The following is a 17,908-nucleotide window of genomic DNA, read 5'->3' as shown; positions in this document are numbered from 1 at the left end:
AAAACGAGAAGATCAATTAGCAACGAGAAGAGGGACTGTGACAAAAGTTGTGCACAGTCCCTTTTTCCGAATAAACGGTGTTCTCCTGCCAACTCCTCGGTCACAAGTCACAATATTCAACAAACATGAGAAGCTGTTTTTTTAAATTGCTCCTTGTAACTCAAAGTTAAACGGCAGGCGCACGACCTCTTGGTAAACGGTGTTCAAAAGCTTGCATCTGCGGTAATAAGCCCAACCAAACGAAAAATAGGAGGAGCTATTTTTGTTTGGCTGTTCTTATTACTTGATGCAGGACAGCTTTTTCACAACCTCTTTTTCGCTACACTAAGTGCCTTCTAGGTAAAAGTAATCTCTTCTTTGGTATGTTCGCTGTTTTATGCTAGAATGTGCCTAGCGATAATTTGGAAGGGATGAATGAAGTGAAAACTATTTATTTGGATCATGCGGCAACTACCCCCATGCATCCGCAAGTAATTGAAGCGATGACGGCGATCATGCAAGAAACGTTTGGTAATCCTTCAAGCATACATGGGTTTGGCCGCCACGCGCATGAAAAATTGGAAACAGCAAGACAAGTCATTGCAGATAGTCTGCAAGCAAAACCTCATGAGATCATCTTTAATAGTGGTGGAACAGAAGGGGATAATACAGCTATCTTAGAAACAGCGTTCTCGCGTCAAAAAGAAGGCAGACATCTAATCACTACAGCTATCGAACATCCTGCTGTTCTTAATACCATGAAATATTTAGAGACAAAGGGGTTTGACGTTACATATCTGCCTGTAGATGAAAAAGGGAATCTGTCGATCGAAGAGGTCAAAAAAGCGTTACGAGAAGATACGATCTTGGTCTCTGTGATGTACGGGAACAATGAAATCGGAAATTTGATGCCAATCAAAGAAATCGGTGAACTTTTAGCGGATCATCCAGCTTATTTCCATACAGATGCGGTACAAGCTTATGGAAACCAAACGATCCATCCAGAAGAATTAGGAATCGATTTATTAAGTATCTCTGCTCATAAAATCAATGGACCAAAAGGCGTCGGTTTCTTATATAAACGAGACGGAGTAAATATCCCTGCCTTGCTTTTAGGTGGCGAGCAGGAAGAAAAGCGGCGTGCAGGTACAGAAAACTTAGCAGGAATCTGGGGAATGGCAAAAGCAGTTGAACTGCTGTCACCTGAAGAACGTGAAGCACGTAACAACAAATATCAAGGATTCCAACAATTGATTCTTGATACATTAGAAGCAAACGACATCCCTTATCAAGTAAATGGTGATTTAACGAATAAACTCCCTCATGTGTTGAATCTTCGCTTGATTGGCGAAGCAAATGATTTGCTACTGATGAAGCTTGATCTGAACGGAATCGCTATTTCTACTGGTTCAGCTTGTACAGCAGGGAACATCGAACCTTCTCACGTATTAGAAGCGATGTATGGAGAAAATACGCCGATACTAAAAGAATCCATTCGTATCAGCTTTGGATTGGATAATACTGAGGAAGACATCCATTATTTCCTTGATCAATTAGTTCGTGCTGTCAAAAAATAACTAGTAAAGTCATTCTGATGTGGACGGATGTCTGAGAGAGCGCCTTCAATTTTTAGGGAACTTAACTGAAAAACCTAGTAAAAATCAGGATAAACTTTTATAATAAAGAGAAACTAATTTTATCGAGGTGAAAATCATGGCATTTGAAACAACAGCAACTGTACTTGGCGCACCGATCAGCTATCGTTTGCATCCTGATGCAAAAAGATATACATTGCGCGATAATGGGTTTACAGAAACAAACGGAGGCAATTATCAATTGATCCGACCATTAGATGCAACGCCGCAAAGCAAAGAAGGCTTCAAACTGAAAATCACTGTATCAAAAGATATCCAAACATTGAAAATGTCGATCACTACAGCAAACGGACTGAAAGCAGTCAATATTTTCAAAGATCCAAAACAGAAAATGAGTCAAGATAAATTCTATTTTTTGATGGATGGGATGATCAGCCGAGGGTTATTCGAAAAAGTCGAATAACCTGTGGATATAAAAAGACAACTAGTTTTGAAACGGCCTAATCGTTAGATCTCTAACTTTGAAAGGACGACACAAAATAGTTGTCTTTTTTATTTTTTCTGCTGTAAATCAGACTCTCGTCCACTCATCAATTGATTTTCCATGTTCATCCACTATTTCCAACCAACTATTTGTTCCGGCAAAGTACAACAGCAAGCTTGCCTCATTCACACTTTTTACGATGATATCTTCGATCGTGGTTGTGCCTGAAATCTTGTCTTTATAATCATCTCGTAGCTTTTGCCCATATTTAGCAGCATAACCTAATGAGCCGTCTTTATTTAAAGGAGGATCTTTGACGAGCGTCGCGCCTGCTTTGATCAGCAATTCATTTCGTTTGATCCAGTAAAGCGTTGCTTGACTTCCCCTGAAATCGACGGTAAAAGGAATCTCGCTGACTTCTTTTGACCAGCGATGACGAGCTTTTGCTGGTTTTTTCTTCGTATCTTCAGCGGCAGATGGCACGGAAGAATCGATTGGATAACCAAATGTACTTAGTATAGCAGCAATCTTCTCTTGGTGTTCTGCCATTTTCTTTCTAGCCGTTTCAGGAATCGAAGGAAACGATTCTTTGGCTATTGTAAGACCAGCATTTTCTGCTTGTTCGGTGAGCAAGTAGATCATATAATCGGCTTCTATATCCCAAGGAAGCTGAATCATGATGACGGTATCGATTGTTTCTGGTTGGACTGTTTTCCCAATTGCTGTACACACCTTTTGATGATAAAAGAGATAAAAAGCATTTTCTGGAAGCTTAGGCAAATTGTGGCTGATCCAGATTGTACCCTGTGCCTGTTCAAGTACGATTTTGATTTCTTCAGGGGTAAGAGTGGTCTGAAAGTTGATTTTCATGACTGATGCCCTCCTAGTTTTTTCTTAGTTTAGCATGCTTGCTGATTTTTTTCTGCTAATTTTACTTTTTTAACAAAACTGAAAATATATAACGATGGTATTTGAACAAACAGCTAGGTTTCAAGGAAATAATCAAGTATAATTCTAGCTACGTAAGGACGATAAGTCTTAGAGGAAGTGGGGAAAGGATATGGGAGAAGAAAAGGAGCCGGTTTTACATTGGCGTAAAAATATCAACTTGTTTTTGACAGGTCAATTTTTATCTGGAATCACGAGTATGATCGTGCAATATGCAATCATTTGGTATCTGACGAAAGAGACAGGTTCAGCAACAATCTTGAGCTTTGCTACGTTATTAGGTATGATCCCGATGGTTTTGCTGAGTCCGTTTGCTGGTCCGTTGGTGGATCGTTGGGACAAAAAGCGATTGTTGATTTTGACAGATATCATTGTCGCATTGTTTGCGATGGTCTTGGTAGTAGTCGGTACGATTTCTGACACATTTCCGTTGTGGCTAGTGTTTGTATCGTTGTTCATTCGTGCGATTGCTCAAACTTTCCAGATGCCGACGATCCAATCGATCCTTCCTACGATGGTCCCAGAAGAAGAGCTGACACGTATCAATGGACAGCTAGGCATGGTCCAGTCAGCGAATTTTATCATTGCGCCTGCAATAGGTGCGTTTTTATTTACAGTGATACCTATCAACTGGCTGATTTTGCTTGATGTGCTAGGCGCGGCGCGGTATTTGGTGTGGGCTTACTTGTTTTTGTGACGATCCCTAAGGTTATTTCGCAAGGAGAAACCATTCATTTGTTGACAGATACAAAATTTGGTGTGAAAAAATTGTACAAGAATAAAGGTCTTTGGCATATCATGCTCAACGGTGCTGTGTTCACGTTATTGTTTATGCCAGCTGCCAGTCTGTATCCGTTGATGACGATGGGCTATTTTGGTCAAAATGTAGGACAGGCGGGTCTTGTCGAAGTAGTCTATTCAGTAGGGATGCTTGCAGGTGGGGCGGTGATTGGCTTTTTTGGAAAATGGAAAGACCGGATGAAGCCGATTTTCATGGCTTATGTAGTCGTAGGTACCACGATTGGTGCTAGTGGATTGTTGCCGGGGACAACACAAGGATTCTTTTATTTTCTTTTACTGAATGCCGGGGCAGGTTTTGCCACACCTTATTTCAATACCTTACTGATGGCGATCATCCAACAGAGTTATGAACCGAACGTTTTAGGACGAGTCTTAGGTGTATTCAACTCATTAATGACTTTGCCAGGGCCGATTGGCTTAATATTTGCCGGCCCCTTGACAGATAAGATTGGTGTAGAAAAGATGTTTCTGATTGCGGGAATTGGTACGCTTTTATGTGGGATCGTTTTATTTTTGACACCCGTTGCTCGAAATTATGATAAAGAATTACAGAAAAAACTGGTGAAAGAACACCGTGAACAAGAAAACGAATAGAAAAGGAGCGGTGATAAAAATTTTCTTCCTACTTGAAATCAAGTGGTTTTTTCACAGCTTTTTTAGATGTTATGAGTTGCTCCGATCAGCAATTTTGTTTACTCTAAGGAAAAGGGAGGCAGGAGAAACATGAATTATTTTACGAGTGATATGCACTTTTTTCATGAGCGTTTACTAGGAGAAAATGACTTTGCTCCGCGACTCTTTGCAAATGTAGATGAGATGAACCAACAGTTGATCACTAGCTGGAATGCAGTAGTAAAAGAAACGGATCACGTCTATCATCTAGGTGATCTTGCTATGCATCCGCAATATGAAAAAGCAAATGCAGAAATCTTAGAATTAGTCAGTCAACTGCAAGGAACGATCCACTTGATCAAAGGGAATCATGACAGTCGTGCGTTCTTCCGTTATTTAGAAAAAAACGATCCTAGACTTTCTGATGGCAGTCCCAAATTTTATTTTTATGACGTAGGTGCTATCGTGAAGTTCGACCATCAGCAATATTACTTGACGCATTATCCAATGTTACTCGGACCTAACGACACCATTCGAAACCTTCACGGACATATCCATCATTATAGTGTACCCATCGAAAACGTCGTCAATGTAGGCGTAGACGCACCAGAAAGAGACCTTCTAAAAGAAAAACTGCCATTCGGTACGCCATTATCCGAACAGCAAATCAAAGAAATATATGAAGCAAAGAGGTCGTGAAAAAGCTGCCCTGCATCAAGTGATAAGAACAGGCAATCAAAAACAGCTTCTCGTGTTTTTGATTGGGTAGGACTTGTCCCCACAAATACAAGCTTTTGAGCCTGCTACCCAATTCTGTGCCATAAGGATCAAAATAGAAAAACAGTTCGCTGCATGTTATAAAAGAATTGAAGTACCTGATTTTCAAAAATAGGATAAAAAGTCGTCCCTTTTTGGCGCGACTTTTTATCCTATTTTTTAGTAATACAGTCATATGTTGTAAGGAGGAACTACAAAATACAGTACACGAATTTCCCTTGATCATTAACTGCTTTTCTGACCGTGGCAGTACCATCATTCAATTTCCTAACATCATTATCTATATTATTGGAATAGACGATCAGGGTGTTTTCTTTTGTGTATCGGTTTAGCCAGTCAATCGCATAATCCACTGACTGATTCACGCCGATATGATAGAAATAATTCCCATAAATCGCTTTTGCTTCGTCCGTCATCGTGAAATCATGATTGAAGCCATAACCATTCCTGACAGAAGCAGCAGTTGTGAATGAACCATGGATCCTTAGATAAGAGGCATAGCGATATGTGCCATTCTCTAATTTCACTAGTACATAGAAGTTATTATAAAAATAATACCAACTTGGTGTAGCTCGATTATAAGAAACATCTGCATTGAAAGGATTCGGTCGCGTCATTTCGTATTTGTCATAGATACTGAGGTTCTCTGTATAGTCAAATCTTTGCTGAGTGAAGGCAGGCGGTGTATGGACGACTTGGTTGATCTGATAAGGATTGACTGGATGATTTTTCTTCGTGATTTTTGTAAAAGAAGGATTATATCTTAAGTGATTGTTGTCAGTAGAGATATTGTTAGAATAAACGATCTCCAACGAACATTGGGTATAGGTATTGATCCAGTTCATCACATGGTTCGGAACATCATGATCTTCGATCGTCTCTGGAATAAGCGGGATATTCCTGTCAGAAAATTTGGCTCTTGCTTCGTCTGTTAAAAGAAAACGGGTGAACATATCGAATTCTACGACGATCGTTCCAGAATGATTACGCCCGAAAGTAAGACGTGTACTTGCATAAGGTCTCCCGTTAGTTTTGTCCGTGGCGATGAAATGATAATCATTCCTTAAGGTGTATGAGTTGGAACCGCGGCTAAAAATGAAATCTTCGCCATCTATAGGAGTGCCGGCGTTCGACCATCGTATGTTTTCTGCGTAATCTTTATAATTTATGAAAAAAGGATTGATTTTTTCTACTTTATCGGATTTTTTTATATCATTTGGAGTTACACCCATTCCGTTAATAAAATCTGTTCTTTCTAAATCAATACCTTGGAAACTAGGATCATTTTCATTAGTTAGTTCATCGATTCTCCCATCAGGTGTTGCATTCATATAAGCAGCCCAAATTAGATAAGAGCAATACCATTCATTTCTAGTGGATGAGCGATCCCTTTCTCTTGCCTCGAACCAGATATCATATGGTTTACCTAATTGCCCATGCATAAATGAGATGGCTGCTTTTTTTGTGCTGTTGTCGCTTCTGGAACTCTTAAAATAGTTGAATCAGTATAATCGAAACGCTCATCATCCAAGACGCCGTAAACAACGCCTCCAGCTTTTGTTTCAAGCATAGGACTATAATCAGTTGCTTCGATAGTTCGGATATATGTGAAGGTCTCTGGTTTTCCATTGATGAGATGTGTCTCTTCATAAATGCCTTCTACGATCATCACATGATGAAGATAACGCAAAACTATATCCGCTCGTTTCCGTTCGAAAATGATATCTCCTGGTTGAACGATATTCATCAGATCATATTTATGATAAGTCGGTACTTTTTCAAAAGTGATATTCTCCAAAGCATTTCCGATATTAAATGACCAGAGAGGCGGGTCTTTGGATAATTGTTCGGCTTCTTTACGAATATAGTGCTCATTGACGGTGTTTAGGTAGTCACGCAACTGGTCTTCTTCGGTAATCGCGGAATTGAATGGTTGGTTGTAATAATTCGAGGTGAACTCTTCAAATGTCTGAATAAAGAAAGCGTATTCATTTTTGAATTCTTCATAATACTCCTCCAATATCTGCTGGGTATCTGTATCAGCATGTACAGTCGTGATTGGGATGGCAAATGCGACGGCGAGTAAACAGGTAGTCAGAAACAATTTAATTTTTGATTTCAATGTAATCCCTCCTTGTTTTATGCTAGAATAATAACATATGAATCAGTATGATGATAGCTTAAAAATAAAATATATAAGTTATTTAATATAGGCGTATATTGCACATAACACCAAAGAGTAAAATCAGCTATATCGATGATTGAGAACTGTTATCTTTAATGGAATAATTAGTGTTTAACTTAGGTTTTTTACGAATAAAATCAAAGGTGTTATATTTTATTTGGGGTTAGATAGTCTACAGAAGATACAATTTCTTGGTAGGGATGAGTATTGAATAGGCGTGTTGATTTGTATATCTGTTTATTTTACTACGTTATTATATTTTTTATTTGTTTATTTTTAAATAACAAATTATGAGATTTTTTGTTTAGGGTTTTTTTGAAGATAGACAAGTATCAATCAATTAGAAAGGAGATGTGTGAATGTTACCATTAAAAAGTAAGACGTGTACAATCATTTCAATAAGTCTGCTAGTGCTTTGTATAGCTTTGACTATTTTTTTCCTTCAATAAATTATAACGACGATGGGACTCGTATACGAATAATGTTTTGTATTTGGTTATTTGGTGGGTTAAGCCTGGTTTTTTCAACAAAAATCAATTCTAAATGTTTAAAAGCGATTGTTATAGTATCGAATTTGATATGTATCTTTAACTGGATCATTTTTGGTTGGTAAAAAATGGCGGAACGTTTCTGTTGTAAGAAAAAGAGGATTAAAAACAAAAGGAGAAAAAATGAAACTAACTATCAATTTGGTCGGGTTATGTATATCTATGTTACTGTCTGGCTGGTGTCTAGTGATGGCTCATTTCTATTATGGAAATAGTCTTCAAAGTGCAGCTTTAATGATTTTCATATCTTTCCCTGGCTTAGCAGGTCTTTATTTTTCGACAAAGATCAAATCTGCGAAGTTAAAATGGCTGTTGTTAGTCATCAATTATCTATTTGCTACATATTTTAATGTTTTCCAATTTCTATTTATTTTGTTTCAAACTTTTTGAAGTCAGCAACGAAGCAAACAATTAAAAAGGAGCGAGTTGAATGTTATCAATAGAAAGTAAGAATAGTAAGCGGGTATCAGTGGTTCTGTTAGTCTTCTGTATGATTTTGCTCAGCAGTCATTTGTATATTCGTCATGAAGTGATAGGGTTTCTGATCATTCAGTATTCATGTTGGATTTTAAGTGGTATCAGTTTAGCTTTTTCAAGAAGAATAGAGTCTAATCTATGGAAACTAGTGATTATTGTTTTTCATCTTCTTGTTATTTGTGGTTTGGGTATCGGATGGGTAGGTATATCAAGGCCGGATTGGTTGTTAGGATGCGTGTTGTATTTTGGAGCAGTTGCAACATTAGATTATCAAAAAAAGAAAAAAACATTCTATCTGTTCGGTCTAGGTCTACCGATGTTGATATCGATTAGTTTACTTATTTGGATCCATTATCTATTGGCTTTCTATTTAAATACTGACAGGATGTGGGCAATCATCGCTTTGTTGCTTTTCATGATGATTTCCGGCTTGATGGGGCTCTATTTCTCTACAAAACTTGAGGATAATCGAATAAAGTGGCTACTGTTAGGGATGAATTATCTATTTGCTACTTATTACAATATTGTTCTTTTGTTTTTCTTATGAATCGAAACTGCCATTTCACTTTTGATCATGAGAATCACTGGAGTATGAAGATAGCGCTGTTTTTTCCCTATGATAGGTTATGTATTCGAACGCTGATAATTAAGGGATGAAATTTTCAGAAATATGACGTATAATGTAAAATACTGAAAAGTTGCGACCTTCAACTCGTAGATGTTTCAGAATCTAATTGAAATGATGGTGATATCATGACAGACAACAGCCAAACACGCGTTGTCGTAGGGATGAGCGGCGGTGTCGACTCATCTGTAACAGCACTTTTATTAAAGGAACAAGGATATGACGTGATCGGAATCTTCATGAAAAATTGGGATGATACGGACGAAAACGGCGTATGTACGGCCACGGAAGATTATAAGGATGTAGCGAAAGTAGCTGCTCAAATCGGGATTCCTTATTATTCTGTGAATTTCGAAAAAGAATATTGGGACCGTGTATTTGAATATTTCCTAGCCGAATACCGCGCAGGACGTACACCTAACCCAGACGTGATGTGTAACAAAGAAATCAAATTCAAAGCATTCTTGGACTATGCAATGGATCTTGGTGCTGATTATGTAGCTACTGGACATTATGCGCAAGTCACTCGCGATGAAAACGGTGTGGTCCATATGCTTCGCGGAGTAGACAACAATAAAGATCAAACTTACTTTCTTAGTCAATTATCACAAGAACAGCTTTCAAAAACGATGTTCCCTCTAGGCGGTATGGAAAAATCAGAAGTGCGGGCAATTGCTGAACGCGCAGGCCTTGCGACTGCTAAGAAAAAAGATTCAACAGGAATCTGCTTTATTGGTGAAAAGAACTTCAAACAATTTTTGAGCAACTACCTACCAGCGAAAAAAGGAAATATGGTCACTCTTGACGGTGAAATCAAAGGGCAACATGCTGGCTTGATGTACTATACGATCGGTCAACGTCAAGGCCTAGGAATCGGTGGCGGAGGAGATTCGCAAGAACCTTGGTTTGTCGTAGGGAAAGATTTAGCGACGAACACATTATACGTGGGTCAAGGGTTCCACCATCCTGCACTGTACGCCACAAGCTTGGATGCAAGTGAAATCCACTTTACGACGAATGAACCAATGCCAAAAGAATTCAAGTGCACAGCGAAATTCCGTTACCGTCAACAAGATGTTCCTGTGACAGTTCGCTTATTGGATGATAACCGTGCAGAAGTCGTATTCGACGAACCTGTACGTGCCATCACTCCTGGACAAGCAGTTGTATTTTATGACGGAATGGAATGTCTAGGTGGCGGTTTGATCGACCATGCATACCAAGAAACAAAAGTTTTACAATACGTTTAAGCAATATGAAATGAATCAAAACAGCTATGGCTAACAAAAGAAACACCTTTTCTTTTGGACAGCATAGCTGTTTTTTTGCAATAAAATTAATTTTTATTCATTTTGTACTTGTAATTTCAGCGGAAACAGTCCATAATATCCAACAATATGAATAAAGTTGCTTTTTGGTAAGCAAGAGCAGTTGCAAAATAAAGGAAATATTTTGCAGGTGGTTTGTTCAATTTTATAAGTGAAGGTGATGGAAATGGAAAAGAAATCGACAGGTATTAGTAAGTGGGGACTGGTTGCTCTCGTTGTCAGTTCGTCAATCGGAAGCGGTGTGTTTGGAATCACGAGTGATCTGGCTAGTTCTGCCGTCCCTGGGCCAGCAATCCTTTCATGGATAATCGTCGGGATTGGTATTTTAGCTTTGGTATTATCGCTGAATCATTTAGGAGAAAAACGCCCAGATCTGGATGGCGGGATTTTTGGGTATGCAGAAGCTTCATTTGGGAAGTTAGGTGGCTTCATTAGTGGCTGGGGCTATTGGTTGTCTGCGTGGCTAGGAAATGTTGCTTTTGCGACGATGCTAATGAGTGCCATGGGAGAATTTTTTCCGATATTCAAAGGGGGACAAAATGTTCCTTCTATTTTATTTGCAAGTCTTTTTATTTGGGGTCTGACTTTATTAGTAAACAATGGGATTGAAGGAGCGAGCGTGATCAATACGATCGTGACGATCTGTAAATTAGTGCCATTATTCCTATTTTTAATATTTGTATTTATCGCATTTAAAGTGAATATATTCACTACTGATTTTTGGGGCAACGTATCTGTTAATCTAGTGAATGGATCAGGACAGCAAGGAACGATCTGGTTGCAGATCAAAGGTTGTTTGATGGTCATGATGTGGGTCTTTGTAGGGATCGAAGGTGCAAGTGTTTTAGCTAACCGCGCGAAGAAACGTTCAGAAGCCCAGCAAGCCTCAATCATTGGGCTGCTTTGTTTATTGTTTATCTATATCCTTGCTTCGATCTTGCCATACGGTGTCTTATCTCAAGAAGAGTTAGCAACTATTTCACAACCTGCTATGGCAAATATTTTAAAAGGAATCGTGGGAAATTGGGGAGCGGCACTGATCAATATCGGCTTGATCATTTCGATCATCGGTTCTTGGCTGTCTTGGACGATGCTCCCAGCAGAAACAACGATGTTGATGGCTCGAGACGGTCTGTTGCCGAAAGCTTGGGGAAAAACGAATAAAAAAAATGCCCCAACTTATTCGTTAGTTGTTACTGCCATCTTGACTAATCTATTCTTATTGACTTTCTTAGTTACTGATTATGCCTATCAATTTGCCTATTCTTTATGTACAGCGGCAATCTTGATTTGTTATCTGCTTGTCGGAATCTATCAAGTCCAGTTTTCTTTAAAAGAAGGAGTCAAAAAACAAGTAGTGATCGGTGGGATTGCTGTAGTTTTTGAATTGATGGGAATCATTTTAGCAGGATTTTCTTATGTCCTTTTATGTAGTATTGCTTATCTTCCTGGTTTTTGCTTCTACTGGATCGCTTGTCGGGAAACCAACCATCAAATCACGGGAAAAGAAAAAGTAATGATTGGGCTGATTTGTGTGGCCGCACTGCTTTCAATCGGGTTGCTTGCTGTAGGCTGGATCAAGATATAAGGGGGAAAGAAACATGGAAATCGCAAATTTCGGTGTAGAAGAATGGCTAAATAAATGGGAGAAGAAAGCGGTATATGATATTGCACAAAGTTCGATCGAAGCATTGACATTAGACGAACTCGTTGGCTTAGACGGGACTAGCGTAAGTGAATTTTTCGAAAACCGCAAAAATGAACCATTGGACTATGGGTGGATCGAAGGATCAGATGCGTTCAAAGAAGAAGTCGCTTCTCTTTATCAAACCGTCGATCCAGAAAACATCTTACAAACGAACGGAGCGACTGGTGCTAATCTTTTAGCTCTATACGCGTTAGTGGAAGCAGGAGACCATGTTGTTTCGATGCTTCCCACTTATCAGCAATTATATGACATCCCCAAATCTTTAGGTGCCACTGTTGACTTTGTTCATTTGAAGGAAGAAGAAGATTGGCAGTTTGATTTAGAACAGCTGGAAGACTTAGTCAAACCTGAAACAAAGATCATCTGTTTGAATAGTGCAAACAATCCTACAGGCACATTGCTAGATCGGAAAGCTTTAGAAAAAATCGCAGAAATTGCTCGTACAGTAGATGCATATGTATTGATAGATGAAGTATATGCGCCTTTAACGGATAAAGGTGAATTCTTGTCGATCGTAGATGTCTATGAGAAAGGTATAGCAACCAATTCCCTATCCAAAACCTACTCCATTCCAGGTATCCGTATTGGCTGGACAGCTACTGGACCTGAGTTGGCAGAGGTTTTTCGAAAATATCGAGACTACACGATGATTTGCGGCGGAGTCCTGTCAGATGATCTTGCTGTACATGCATTGAAGAACAAAGAAAAAATCTTGGAGCGAAACCAAAAGATCATTACAGAGAACCTTGCGATTTTAAAACAATGGGTAGCAAATGAACCGAAAGTTGAACTTGTCGCTCCCAATTACGTCTCTACTTCTTTCATCAAATTAACCATCGAAGAAGATGATCAGACATTTTGTATCAATTTATTAGAAGAAACAGGAGTACTATTAGTACCAGGAAGTGCCTTTGATTTACCGAAGCATGCCCGACTAGGTTACTGTTGTAAAAAAGAAACCTTGGAAAAGGGATTATCCCTCTTATCTGAATTCTTGAAAAAACAGGACTAAACAAAAACACTGCAAGGACAGTCTGTGACAACTGTTCAAGCAGTGTTTTTCATTTACGCTTATTGTCTATGAAAAGGAGAGTGCTCTGAAGATATGGAGACTCCTGAAGCTTTTTCTTCTGCAGTTTCTTGCTGATGGATCTCTTGTGTATTGTGTCGTACAAGCAAGAAGTTGACCAAAACAAGAAGAGAAGTTGAAAGAAAAACGCCACGATAACCAAATGCACTGGAAACACTGGAGCCAATCATAGGTCCTACTACGTTACCAGTTGCTTGGAAAGATTGGTTATAACTGAAGATCCGTCCAGCAGCTTGATGAGGCGAATATTTTGTGATCAATGCTTGGACAGCAGGAAGCAGACAAGCATCAGAGATACCAATCAAAAAACGTAAGGCAGCTAATTGCCAAACATTCGTGACAAATGCCATTGGGATATAAACCAAAATCGCAAAACCCAAACCAATCGCAAGTATTCTTTCACTCCCAATCTTGTCACCTAAGCGACCAAATCTTGGAGCGGCTATCAAAGTAGCAATTCCAGGTATCGAAGCGATGATTCCGCTGATCAATGTAACATTGCCATGTCCATGCAGCAATTGACGAATGTACAGACTGATGATTGGACTGATGGAATTGTTGGATGCTTGGATGATCATCGTTGTGACGAACATACCGATGACGACGTGTGGATATTTCAAGTCTTTGAAAATCTGTTTGGCAGAAACCATGTTTTCTTTTTTCACTGGGACAAATTTTTCATGGACGAAAAACAGACTCAACAAGAAGACGAAAAATAAGATAATCCCTGTAATGAAAAAGGTAGGGCGATAGCCAAACGCTGAAGCAGAGATCCCGCCAAGAAGCGGTCCAAGTAATGTTCCTGTAACAGAACCAGTTGCTAAGGTTCCAAGAACTTGACCACTTTTTTCTTTTGGCGTTCCAGTTGCGACAAGGGCAGTGGCATTACTGATATAACCAGAAAAAATCCCTTGAAGCAGACGCAATGCGACTAATTGATACACACTAGTCACGCAGCCCATCAAAGAAATGACGATTGCCATTCCCAATGAAGCACGCAACAGCATCAATTTTCTTCCTTTTTGGTCGGCTAATTTCCCCCACCAAGGAGAGATCAGCGTAGTCACCAAGAAAGTAGATGAAAAAGTCAATCCGCTCCAAAAGTTCAATTGTGCCGTACTATAATTACCTAACGTATCTATGTAAAGTGACATAAAAGGCATGACTAAACTAAATCCGATACCAGCCATAAATGTTCCAAACCATAAGACAAACAAGTTTTGTTCCCAAGTTTCTCTTTTCCTAAATAATTTTTCCTTTATTCTTGCAGCCAATTAGACTCCTTCTTTCTGAAAATTTTCATCTACGACTCTTTATTATAAACTACAATATGTAGTTTATCAATGAAAATCTCTTTTTTCTCGTTCTTTTTCGTGGTAAACTGAAAGAGTGAAGGATTTATTTTATGAGAGGAAACATGGAAATGAAAAAAAGAAATCTGTCTCAAGAGAAAATCATCGACTGCTTTCGAGAACTAGCAGAAGAGATGGATGTTCAGCAAATAACCTTTCAGCATTTAGCAAAACGCTTGGATATCAAGGCTCCCTCGCTGTATAACCATTTCAAAAATATTCGTGATGTCAAAACAGCGTTAACAGCAAAACTTCTGCAGGAACTTAATGACCAGCTGCGTCGGGCTCTTGTGGGGAAAAGTGGTCAGGAAGCACTGCAGATCTATGCAGAAACTTATCGATCCTTTGCTTTTTCGAATCAAGCAGTGTATGAGTTGCTGATCAGTGTGCCCCACACCAATGAAGCAGTTTTATTAGAGGGAATCCATGAAACGAACCAGATCATTTTGCAGATCTTTGAGGCTTTTCAGTTAACGAAAGAAGAAAAAGTCCACCGAAGCAGAGAATTACGTAGTATGATCCACGGCTATCTTTCCTTGCGTTTTTTAGGATACTTTACAAAAGAACCGACAATCGATCCAGAGGACAGCTATTTTTGGATGATCAATGACTTTATCGCTACTTTGCCTTAAACAATCAGATTCATTGGTATCATTTTCAAGATGTTCATTAAATGATCCTTTTATAAGAGAAAATTCTTGCAACTTTCTTGAAAAGTGACTAAGATGAGTCTAGAAAAGCTGAAAGAAGGAGCACGAGTATGTATCAAGTAATTACCATGTTCGGGGACAATGAGCCTTGGTGGTTTTTTGAAGACTGGGAAGAAGATATTGAAGCAGAAGAAACATTCGAGTCTTTTGAAGAAGCACGACAAGCGTACGAAAAACAATGGATCGCGATCCATCAAAATTATGAATATATCAATGCAAAAAGCAACTTTCTCAGCGCCTTTTGGAATGACGGAGATGAGCGCTGGTGTGAAGAGTGTGACGATGATTTACAGCAATACAAGGGACTTGCGTTGTTGAAAAATCATCAGCCCATCACAGTAGAAAGCAGAAAGGAATTTTATGAAACAACTAATTCTAGCGGAAAAACCAAGCGTTGCGAAAGACCTAAGCAAGGTGCTTGGTGCTAATCAAAAGCACAAAAATTATTATGAAGGACCCAAGGTGATCGTTACTTGGGCCCTTGGTCATTTATTAGGATTGAAAATGCCGGAAGATCTGAATAAGGAATGGCAGAGCTGGCAAATGGACACGTTGCCGATGATTCCTAAAAAACTAGGAATCAAACCACTGCCTAAAACAGGACATCAATTAAAAGCAATCAAGCAGCTGGCTCAACGAAAAGATGTCTCAGAAGCAGTCATTGCGACAGATGCCGGAAGGGAAGGAGAACTTGTTGCTCGCTGGATCTTAGAGTATGTGCATTTCAATAAACCAGTGAAGCGGTTATGGATCTCTTCTCAAACAGATAAAGCAATCAAAACAGGATTCAAGCAACTAAGACCTGCAAAAGAATATGATGCATTGTATGAATCTGCTCTTGCCCGGGCAAAAGCGGACTGGCTGGTAGGATTGAATGTGACCAGGGCCTTAACTGTGAAGTACGCCGATAATTTATCAGCAGGCCGTGTGCAGACACCGACACTAGCATTAGTGAGAGATCAAGAAAAGAAAATCGAGCAGTTCCGTCCACAAACGTATTTCACGATCACGTTGCACGCTGGAAAAGAACAAGCCAAAATGGTTCAAAAAAATCAATTTGCTTTAAAAACACAAGAAGAAGCACAAAAACTTGTTCAATTGATCAGTACAAGCAAAGGAACTGTCACAGAAGTCCAAGAAAAATTAAAAACGGAATCTGCGCCGCTGCCTTATGATTTAACAGAGATCCAAAGAGAAGCCAATCAACGCTATGGCTATTCTGCAAAGAAAACATTAAGTCTTGTACAAAGTTTATATGAGACCCATAAAATCGTTACTTATCCGCGTACAGACAGCAAATATCTGACAAACGACATGAAAAGTACGATGAACGAACGACTGCAAGCAGTCAGCGACTTTGCTCCTGAGGTCAAGCAGTATTTGAAAAACGGAGCCATCGTCCAACAGACAAAAGTATTCCAAGACAATAAAGTGACCGATCACCATGCGCTTTTGCCAACTGAAAACCGAGCACGTTATGAAAAACTAAGTAATGAAGAGCAAAAAATCTATCAGATGATCGTCTCTCGTTTCTTAGGCTTATTTGCTCAACCACACAAAGTCAGTCAGACAAAAGTCACGGTTGAATTTGGTAAAGAACAATTCATTTTCCGACAAAATCGTGTCGTCCAAGCAGGGTGGAAAGGCGAAACGGAATCTGAAACGGAAACAGTCAAATGGGAAAAAGGAATGCGGATCAATCCTGATTTCACCATCAAAAAAGAATTATCTGCACCGCCTAAACCATTGACAGAAGCAAGCTTGCTTGGACAAATGGAAAAATACAGTCTGGGAACCCCGGCTACTCGTGCAGAGATCATTGAGAAACTGATCAAATCAGAGTTGATGGAACGTACCCCTCAAGGACTGCAAGTATCCCCTAAAGGTAAACAATTATTAGTATTAGTCAACCCATCTTTAGTGACACCGGATCTGACAGAGAGCTGGGAAAAAGACCTTGAAGCGATTGCTGCAGGAAAGAAACAAGCAGGAACCTTCTTGAATGGGATCGAAAAAGAAACAAAACGCTTGGTGAATGAAATCAAATCAAGCAAACAAGAATATCAAGATTTCTCGATCACCCAAAAGAAATGTCCAGAATGTGGGGCCAATCTGCGTGAGAAAAACACACGAGACGGCAAAATTTATGTCTGCACCAATTCAGATTGTAGCTACCGCAGAAGAAAAGATCCTAAAGTTTCCAACCATCGCTGCCCACAATGTCACCGGAAAATGGAAATCATCGAAGGCAAAAATGGTGCTTATTTCCGTTGTAAATACGACGGAACGACAGAAAAAATGCTTGATAAAAAAGAGCAGAAGAAGAAAATGACCAAACATGAAGAACGTCGCTTGCTGAAAAAATATGCACAGGCAGAAGAACCAGAAGAAAGCCCATTAGCAGCAGCACTAAAAGCGGCAATGAAGAAGTAAGAAGATGGAGGTTGTGACAGAAGTGGTCAGCTTCAAGAAATAAGAAGGAATTTACGAAAATTGCTTCTCAAATTTTTGTGAAATTTCGCTTATTTTTCGAAGAAGCTACTTCTGGAACACCGTATATCAGAGATTGTGAAAAAGCTGTTCTGCATCATCCTGCATCAAGTAATAAGAACAGCCAAGCAAAAACAGCTTATCATGTTTTTGAATTGGCTGGATTTATTACCGCAGATGCAAGCTTTTGAACACCGTT

Annotated in this window: 16 protein-coding genes and 1 pseudogene; 13 read left to right on the top strand and 4 right to left on the bottom strand. The window is 39.3% G+C overall.

All coding sequences use genetic code 11. The features are described 5' to 3' along the window. Positions 1–410 precede the first annotated feature (410 nt). Entirely contained in the window at positions 411–1,556 is a 1,146-nt protein-coding gene (locus HMPREF2961_RS01180) for a cysteine desulfurase family protein (protein WP_002314544.1), read from the top strand. A gap of 136 nt (positions 1,557–1,692) precedes the next feature. Beyond that, positions 1,693–2,037: a DUF1831 domain-containing protein gene (locus tag HMPREF2961_RS01175; RefSeq protein ID WP_002286736.1), complete on the top strand. Its 345-nt coding sequence runs from the start codon at positions 1,693–1,695 to the stop codon at positions 2,035–2,037. A 108-nt stretch (positions 2,038–2,145) separates the two neighbouring features. Here the strand turns inward: HMPREF2961_RS01175 and HMPREF2961_RS01170 are convergent, their stop codons facing one another. Next, entirely contained in the window at positions 2,146–2,928 is a 783-nt protein-coding gene (locus HMPREF2961_RS01170; RefSeq protein ID WP_002314545.1) for a hypothetical protein, read from the bottom strand. A gap of 190 nt (positions 2,929–3,118) precedes the next feature. On the opposite strand from HMPREF2961_RS01170, the pseudogene HMPREF2961_RS01165 reads away from it, so the two are divergent. Further along, positions 3,119–4,401 (top strand): annotated as a pseudogene (locus tag HMPREF2961_RS01165) (MFS transporter). 129 nt (positions 4,402–4,530) lie between these two features. Then, entirely contained in the window at positions 4,531–5,118 is a 588-nt protein-coding gene (locus tag HMPREF2961_RS01160; RefSeq protein ID WP_002314547.1) for a metallophosphoesterase family protein, read from the top strand. 269 nt (positions 5,119–5,387) lie between these two features. Here the strand turns inward: HMPREF2961_RS01160 and HMPREF2961_RS15545 are convergent, their stop codons facing one another. Next, positions 5,388–6,638, bottom strand: coding sequence for a C40 family peptidase (locus HMPREF2961_RS15545; RefSeq protein WP_002314549.1), 1,251 nt, complete (start codon positions 6,636–6,638; stop codon positions 5,388–5,390). After that, on the bottom strand, positions 6,623–7,318 hold the full coding sequence (locus HMPREF2961_RS15540) for a hypothetical protein (RefSeq protein ID WP_002314550.1): 696 nt from the start codon (positions 7,316–7,318) through the stop codon (positions 6,623–6,625). Before HMPREF2961_RS15540 ends, HMPREF2961_RS15545 begins: the two co-directional genes overlap by 16 nt. A 734-nt stretch (positions 7,319–8,052) precedes the next feature. Between HMPREF2961_RS15540 and HMPREF2961_RS01150 the strand changes: the two genes are divergently transcribed. From HMPREF2961_RS01150 to HMPREF2961_RS01130, 5 genes are all read left to right on the top strand, one after another. Next, entirely contained in the window at positions 8,053–8,319 is a 267-nt protein-coding gene (locus HMPREF2961_RS01150) for a hypothetical protein (RefSeq protein ID WP_025477198.1), read from the top strand. A gap of 40 nt (positions 8,320–8,359) precedes the next feature. Then, positions 8,360–8,953: a hypothetical protein gene (locus tag HMPREF2961_RS01145; protein WP_070703782.1), complete on the top strand. Its 594-nt coding sequence runs from the start codon at positions 8,360–8,362 to the stop codon at positions 8,951–8,953. Positions 8,954–9,159: 206 nt separating this feature from the next. After that, positions 9,160–10,281, top strand: a complete 1,122-nt coding sequence (gene mnmA / locus HMPREF2961_RS01140; protein WP_002314554.1) for a tRNA 2-thiouridine(34) synthase MnmA — start codon at positions 9,160–9,162, stop codon at positions 10,279–10,281. A gap of 244 nt (positions 10,282–10,525) precedes the next feature. Continuing rightward, on the top strand, positions 10,526–11,947 hold the full coding sequence (arcD, locus tag HMPREF2961_RS01135) for an arginine-ornithine antiporter (protein ID WP_083314190.1): 1,422 nt from the start codon (positions 10,526–10,528) through the stop codon (positions 11,945–11,947). A 13-nt stretch (positions 11,948–11,960) separates the two neighbouring features. Then, the gene (locus HMPREF2961_RS01130; protein ID WP_002314556.1) at positions 11,961–13,079 is read left to right on the top strand and encodes an aminotransferase; all 1,119 of its coding nucleotides are present in this window, start codon (positions 11,961–11,963) and stop codon (positions 13,077–13,079) included. Positions 13,080–13,138: 59 nt separating this feature from the next. Here the strand turns inward: HMPREF2961_RS01130 and HMPREF2961_RS01125 are convergent, their stop codons facing one another. Then, positions 13,139–14,431, bottom strand: a complete 1,293-nt coding sequence (locus tag HMPREF2961_RS01125) for a multidrug efflux MFS transporter (RefSeq protein WP_070703778.1) — start codon at positions 14,429–14,431, stop codon at positions 13,139–13,141. Positions 14,432–14,580: 149 nt separating this feature from the next. Between HMPREF2961_RS01125 and HMPREF2961_RS01120 the strand changes: the two genes are divergently transcribed. The 4 genes from HMPREF2961_RS01120 to HMPREF2961_RS15275 all read left to right on the top strand — a co-directional run bounded on the left by HMPREF2961_RS01120 (position 14,581) and on the right by HMPREF2961_RS15275 (position 17,900). Then, on the top strand, positions 14,581–15,141 hold the full coding sequence (locus tag HMPREF2961_RS01120; RefSeq protein ID WP_002325115.1) for a TetR/AcrR family transcriptional regulator: 561 nt from the start codon (positions 14,581–14,583) through the stop codon (positions 15,139–15,141). A gap of 128 nt (positions 15,142–15,269) precedes the next feature. Continuing rightward, positions 15,270–15,647, top strand: a complete 378-nt coding sequence (locus tag HMPREF2961_RS01115; protein ID WP_002312065.1) for a DUF1033 family protein — start codon at positions 15,270–15,272, stop codon at positions 15,645–15,647. Further along, positions 15,580–17,652 (top strand): DNA topoisomerase III, encoded by a 2,073-nt coding sequence (locus HMPREF2961_RS01110; protein ID WP_002314558.1) that lies wholly within the window; start codon positions 15,580–15,582, stop codon positions 17,650–17,652. Before HMPREF2961_RS01115 ends, HMPREF2961_RS01110 begins: the two co-directional genes overlap by 68 nt. 77 nt (positions 17,653–17,729) lie before the next feature. Then, positions 17,730–17,900 (top strand): hypothetical protein, encoded by a 171-nt coding sequence (locus tag HMPREF2961_RS15275; protein ID WP_176747393.1) that lies wholly within the window; start codon positions 17,730–17,732, stop codon positions 17,898–17,900. Positions 17,901–17,908 lie beyond the last annotated feature (8 nt).

The organism is Enterococcus sp. HMSC076E04 (assembly GCF_001814285.1).
In the GTDB taxonomy this organism is placed as follows: Bacteria; Bacillota; Bacilli; order Lactobacillales; family Enterococcaceae; genus Enterococcus_B; species Enterococcus_B lactis.
This window is presented reverse-complemented; position numbering and strand designations above follow the sequence as displayed.

What these genes read in the sequence shown, in the direction of transcription:
- HMPREF2961_RS01120 (WP_002325115.1), top strand. Translation starts at nt 14,581, where the DNA reads ATGAAAAAAAGAAATCTGTCTCAAGAGAAAATCATCGACTGCTTTCGA.
- HMPREF2961_RS01110 (WP_002314558.1), top strand. Translation starts at nt 15,580, where the DNA reads ATGAAACAACTAATTCTAGCGGAAAAACCAAGCGTTGCGAAAGACCTA.
- HMPREF2961_RS01115 (WP_002312065.1), top strand. Translation starts at nt 15,270, where the DNA reads ATGTATCAAGTAATTACCATGTTCGGGGACAATGAGCCTTGGTGGTTT.
- mnmA (WP_002314554.1), top strand. Translation starts at nt 9,160, where the DNA reads ATGACAGACAACAGCCAAACACGCGTTGTCGTAGGGATGAGCGGCGGT.
- HMPREF2961_RS01145 (WP_070703782.1), top strand. Translation starts at nt 8,360, where the DNA reads ATGTTATCAATAGAAAGTAAGAATAGTAAGCGGGTATCAGTGGTTCTG.
- HMPREF2961_RS01150 (WP_025477198.1), top strand. Translation starts at nt 8,053, where the DNA reads ATGAAACTAACTATCAATTTGGTCGGGTTATGTATATCTATGTTACTG.
- arcD (WP_083314190.1), top strand. Translation starts at nt 10,526, where the DNA reads ATGGAAAAGAAATCGACAGGTATTAGTAAGTGGGGACTGGTTGCTCTC.
- HMPREF2961_RS01175 (WP_002286736.1), top strand. Translation starts at nt 1,693, where the DNA reads ATGGCATTTGAAACAACAGCAACTGTACTTGGCGCACCGATCAGCTAT.
- HMPREF2961_RS15545 (WP_002314549.1), bottom strand. Translation starts at nt 6,638, where the DNA reads ATGCATGGGCAATTAGGTAAACCATATGATATCTGGTTCGAGGCAAGA.
- HMPREF2961_RS01160 (WP_002314547.1), top strand. Translation starts at nt 4,531, where the DNA reads ATGAATTATTTTACGAGTGATATGCACTTTTTTCATGAGCGTTTACTA.
- HMPREF2961_RS01170 (WP_002314545.1), bottom strand. Translation starts at nt 2,928, where the DNA reads ATGAAAATCAACTTTCAGACCACTCTTACCCCTGAAGAAATCAAAATC.
- HMPREF2961_RS01130 (WP_002314556.1), top strand. Translation starts at nt 11,961, where the DNA reads ATGGAAATCGCAAATTTCGGTGTAGAAGAATGGCTAAATAAATGGGAG.
- HMPREF2961_RS01180 (WP_002314544.1), top strand. Translation starts at nt 411, where the DNA reads ATGAATGAAGTGAAAACTATTTATTTGGATCATGCGGCAACTACCCCC.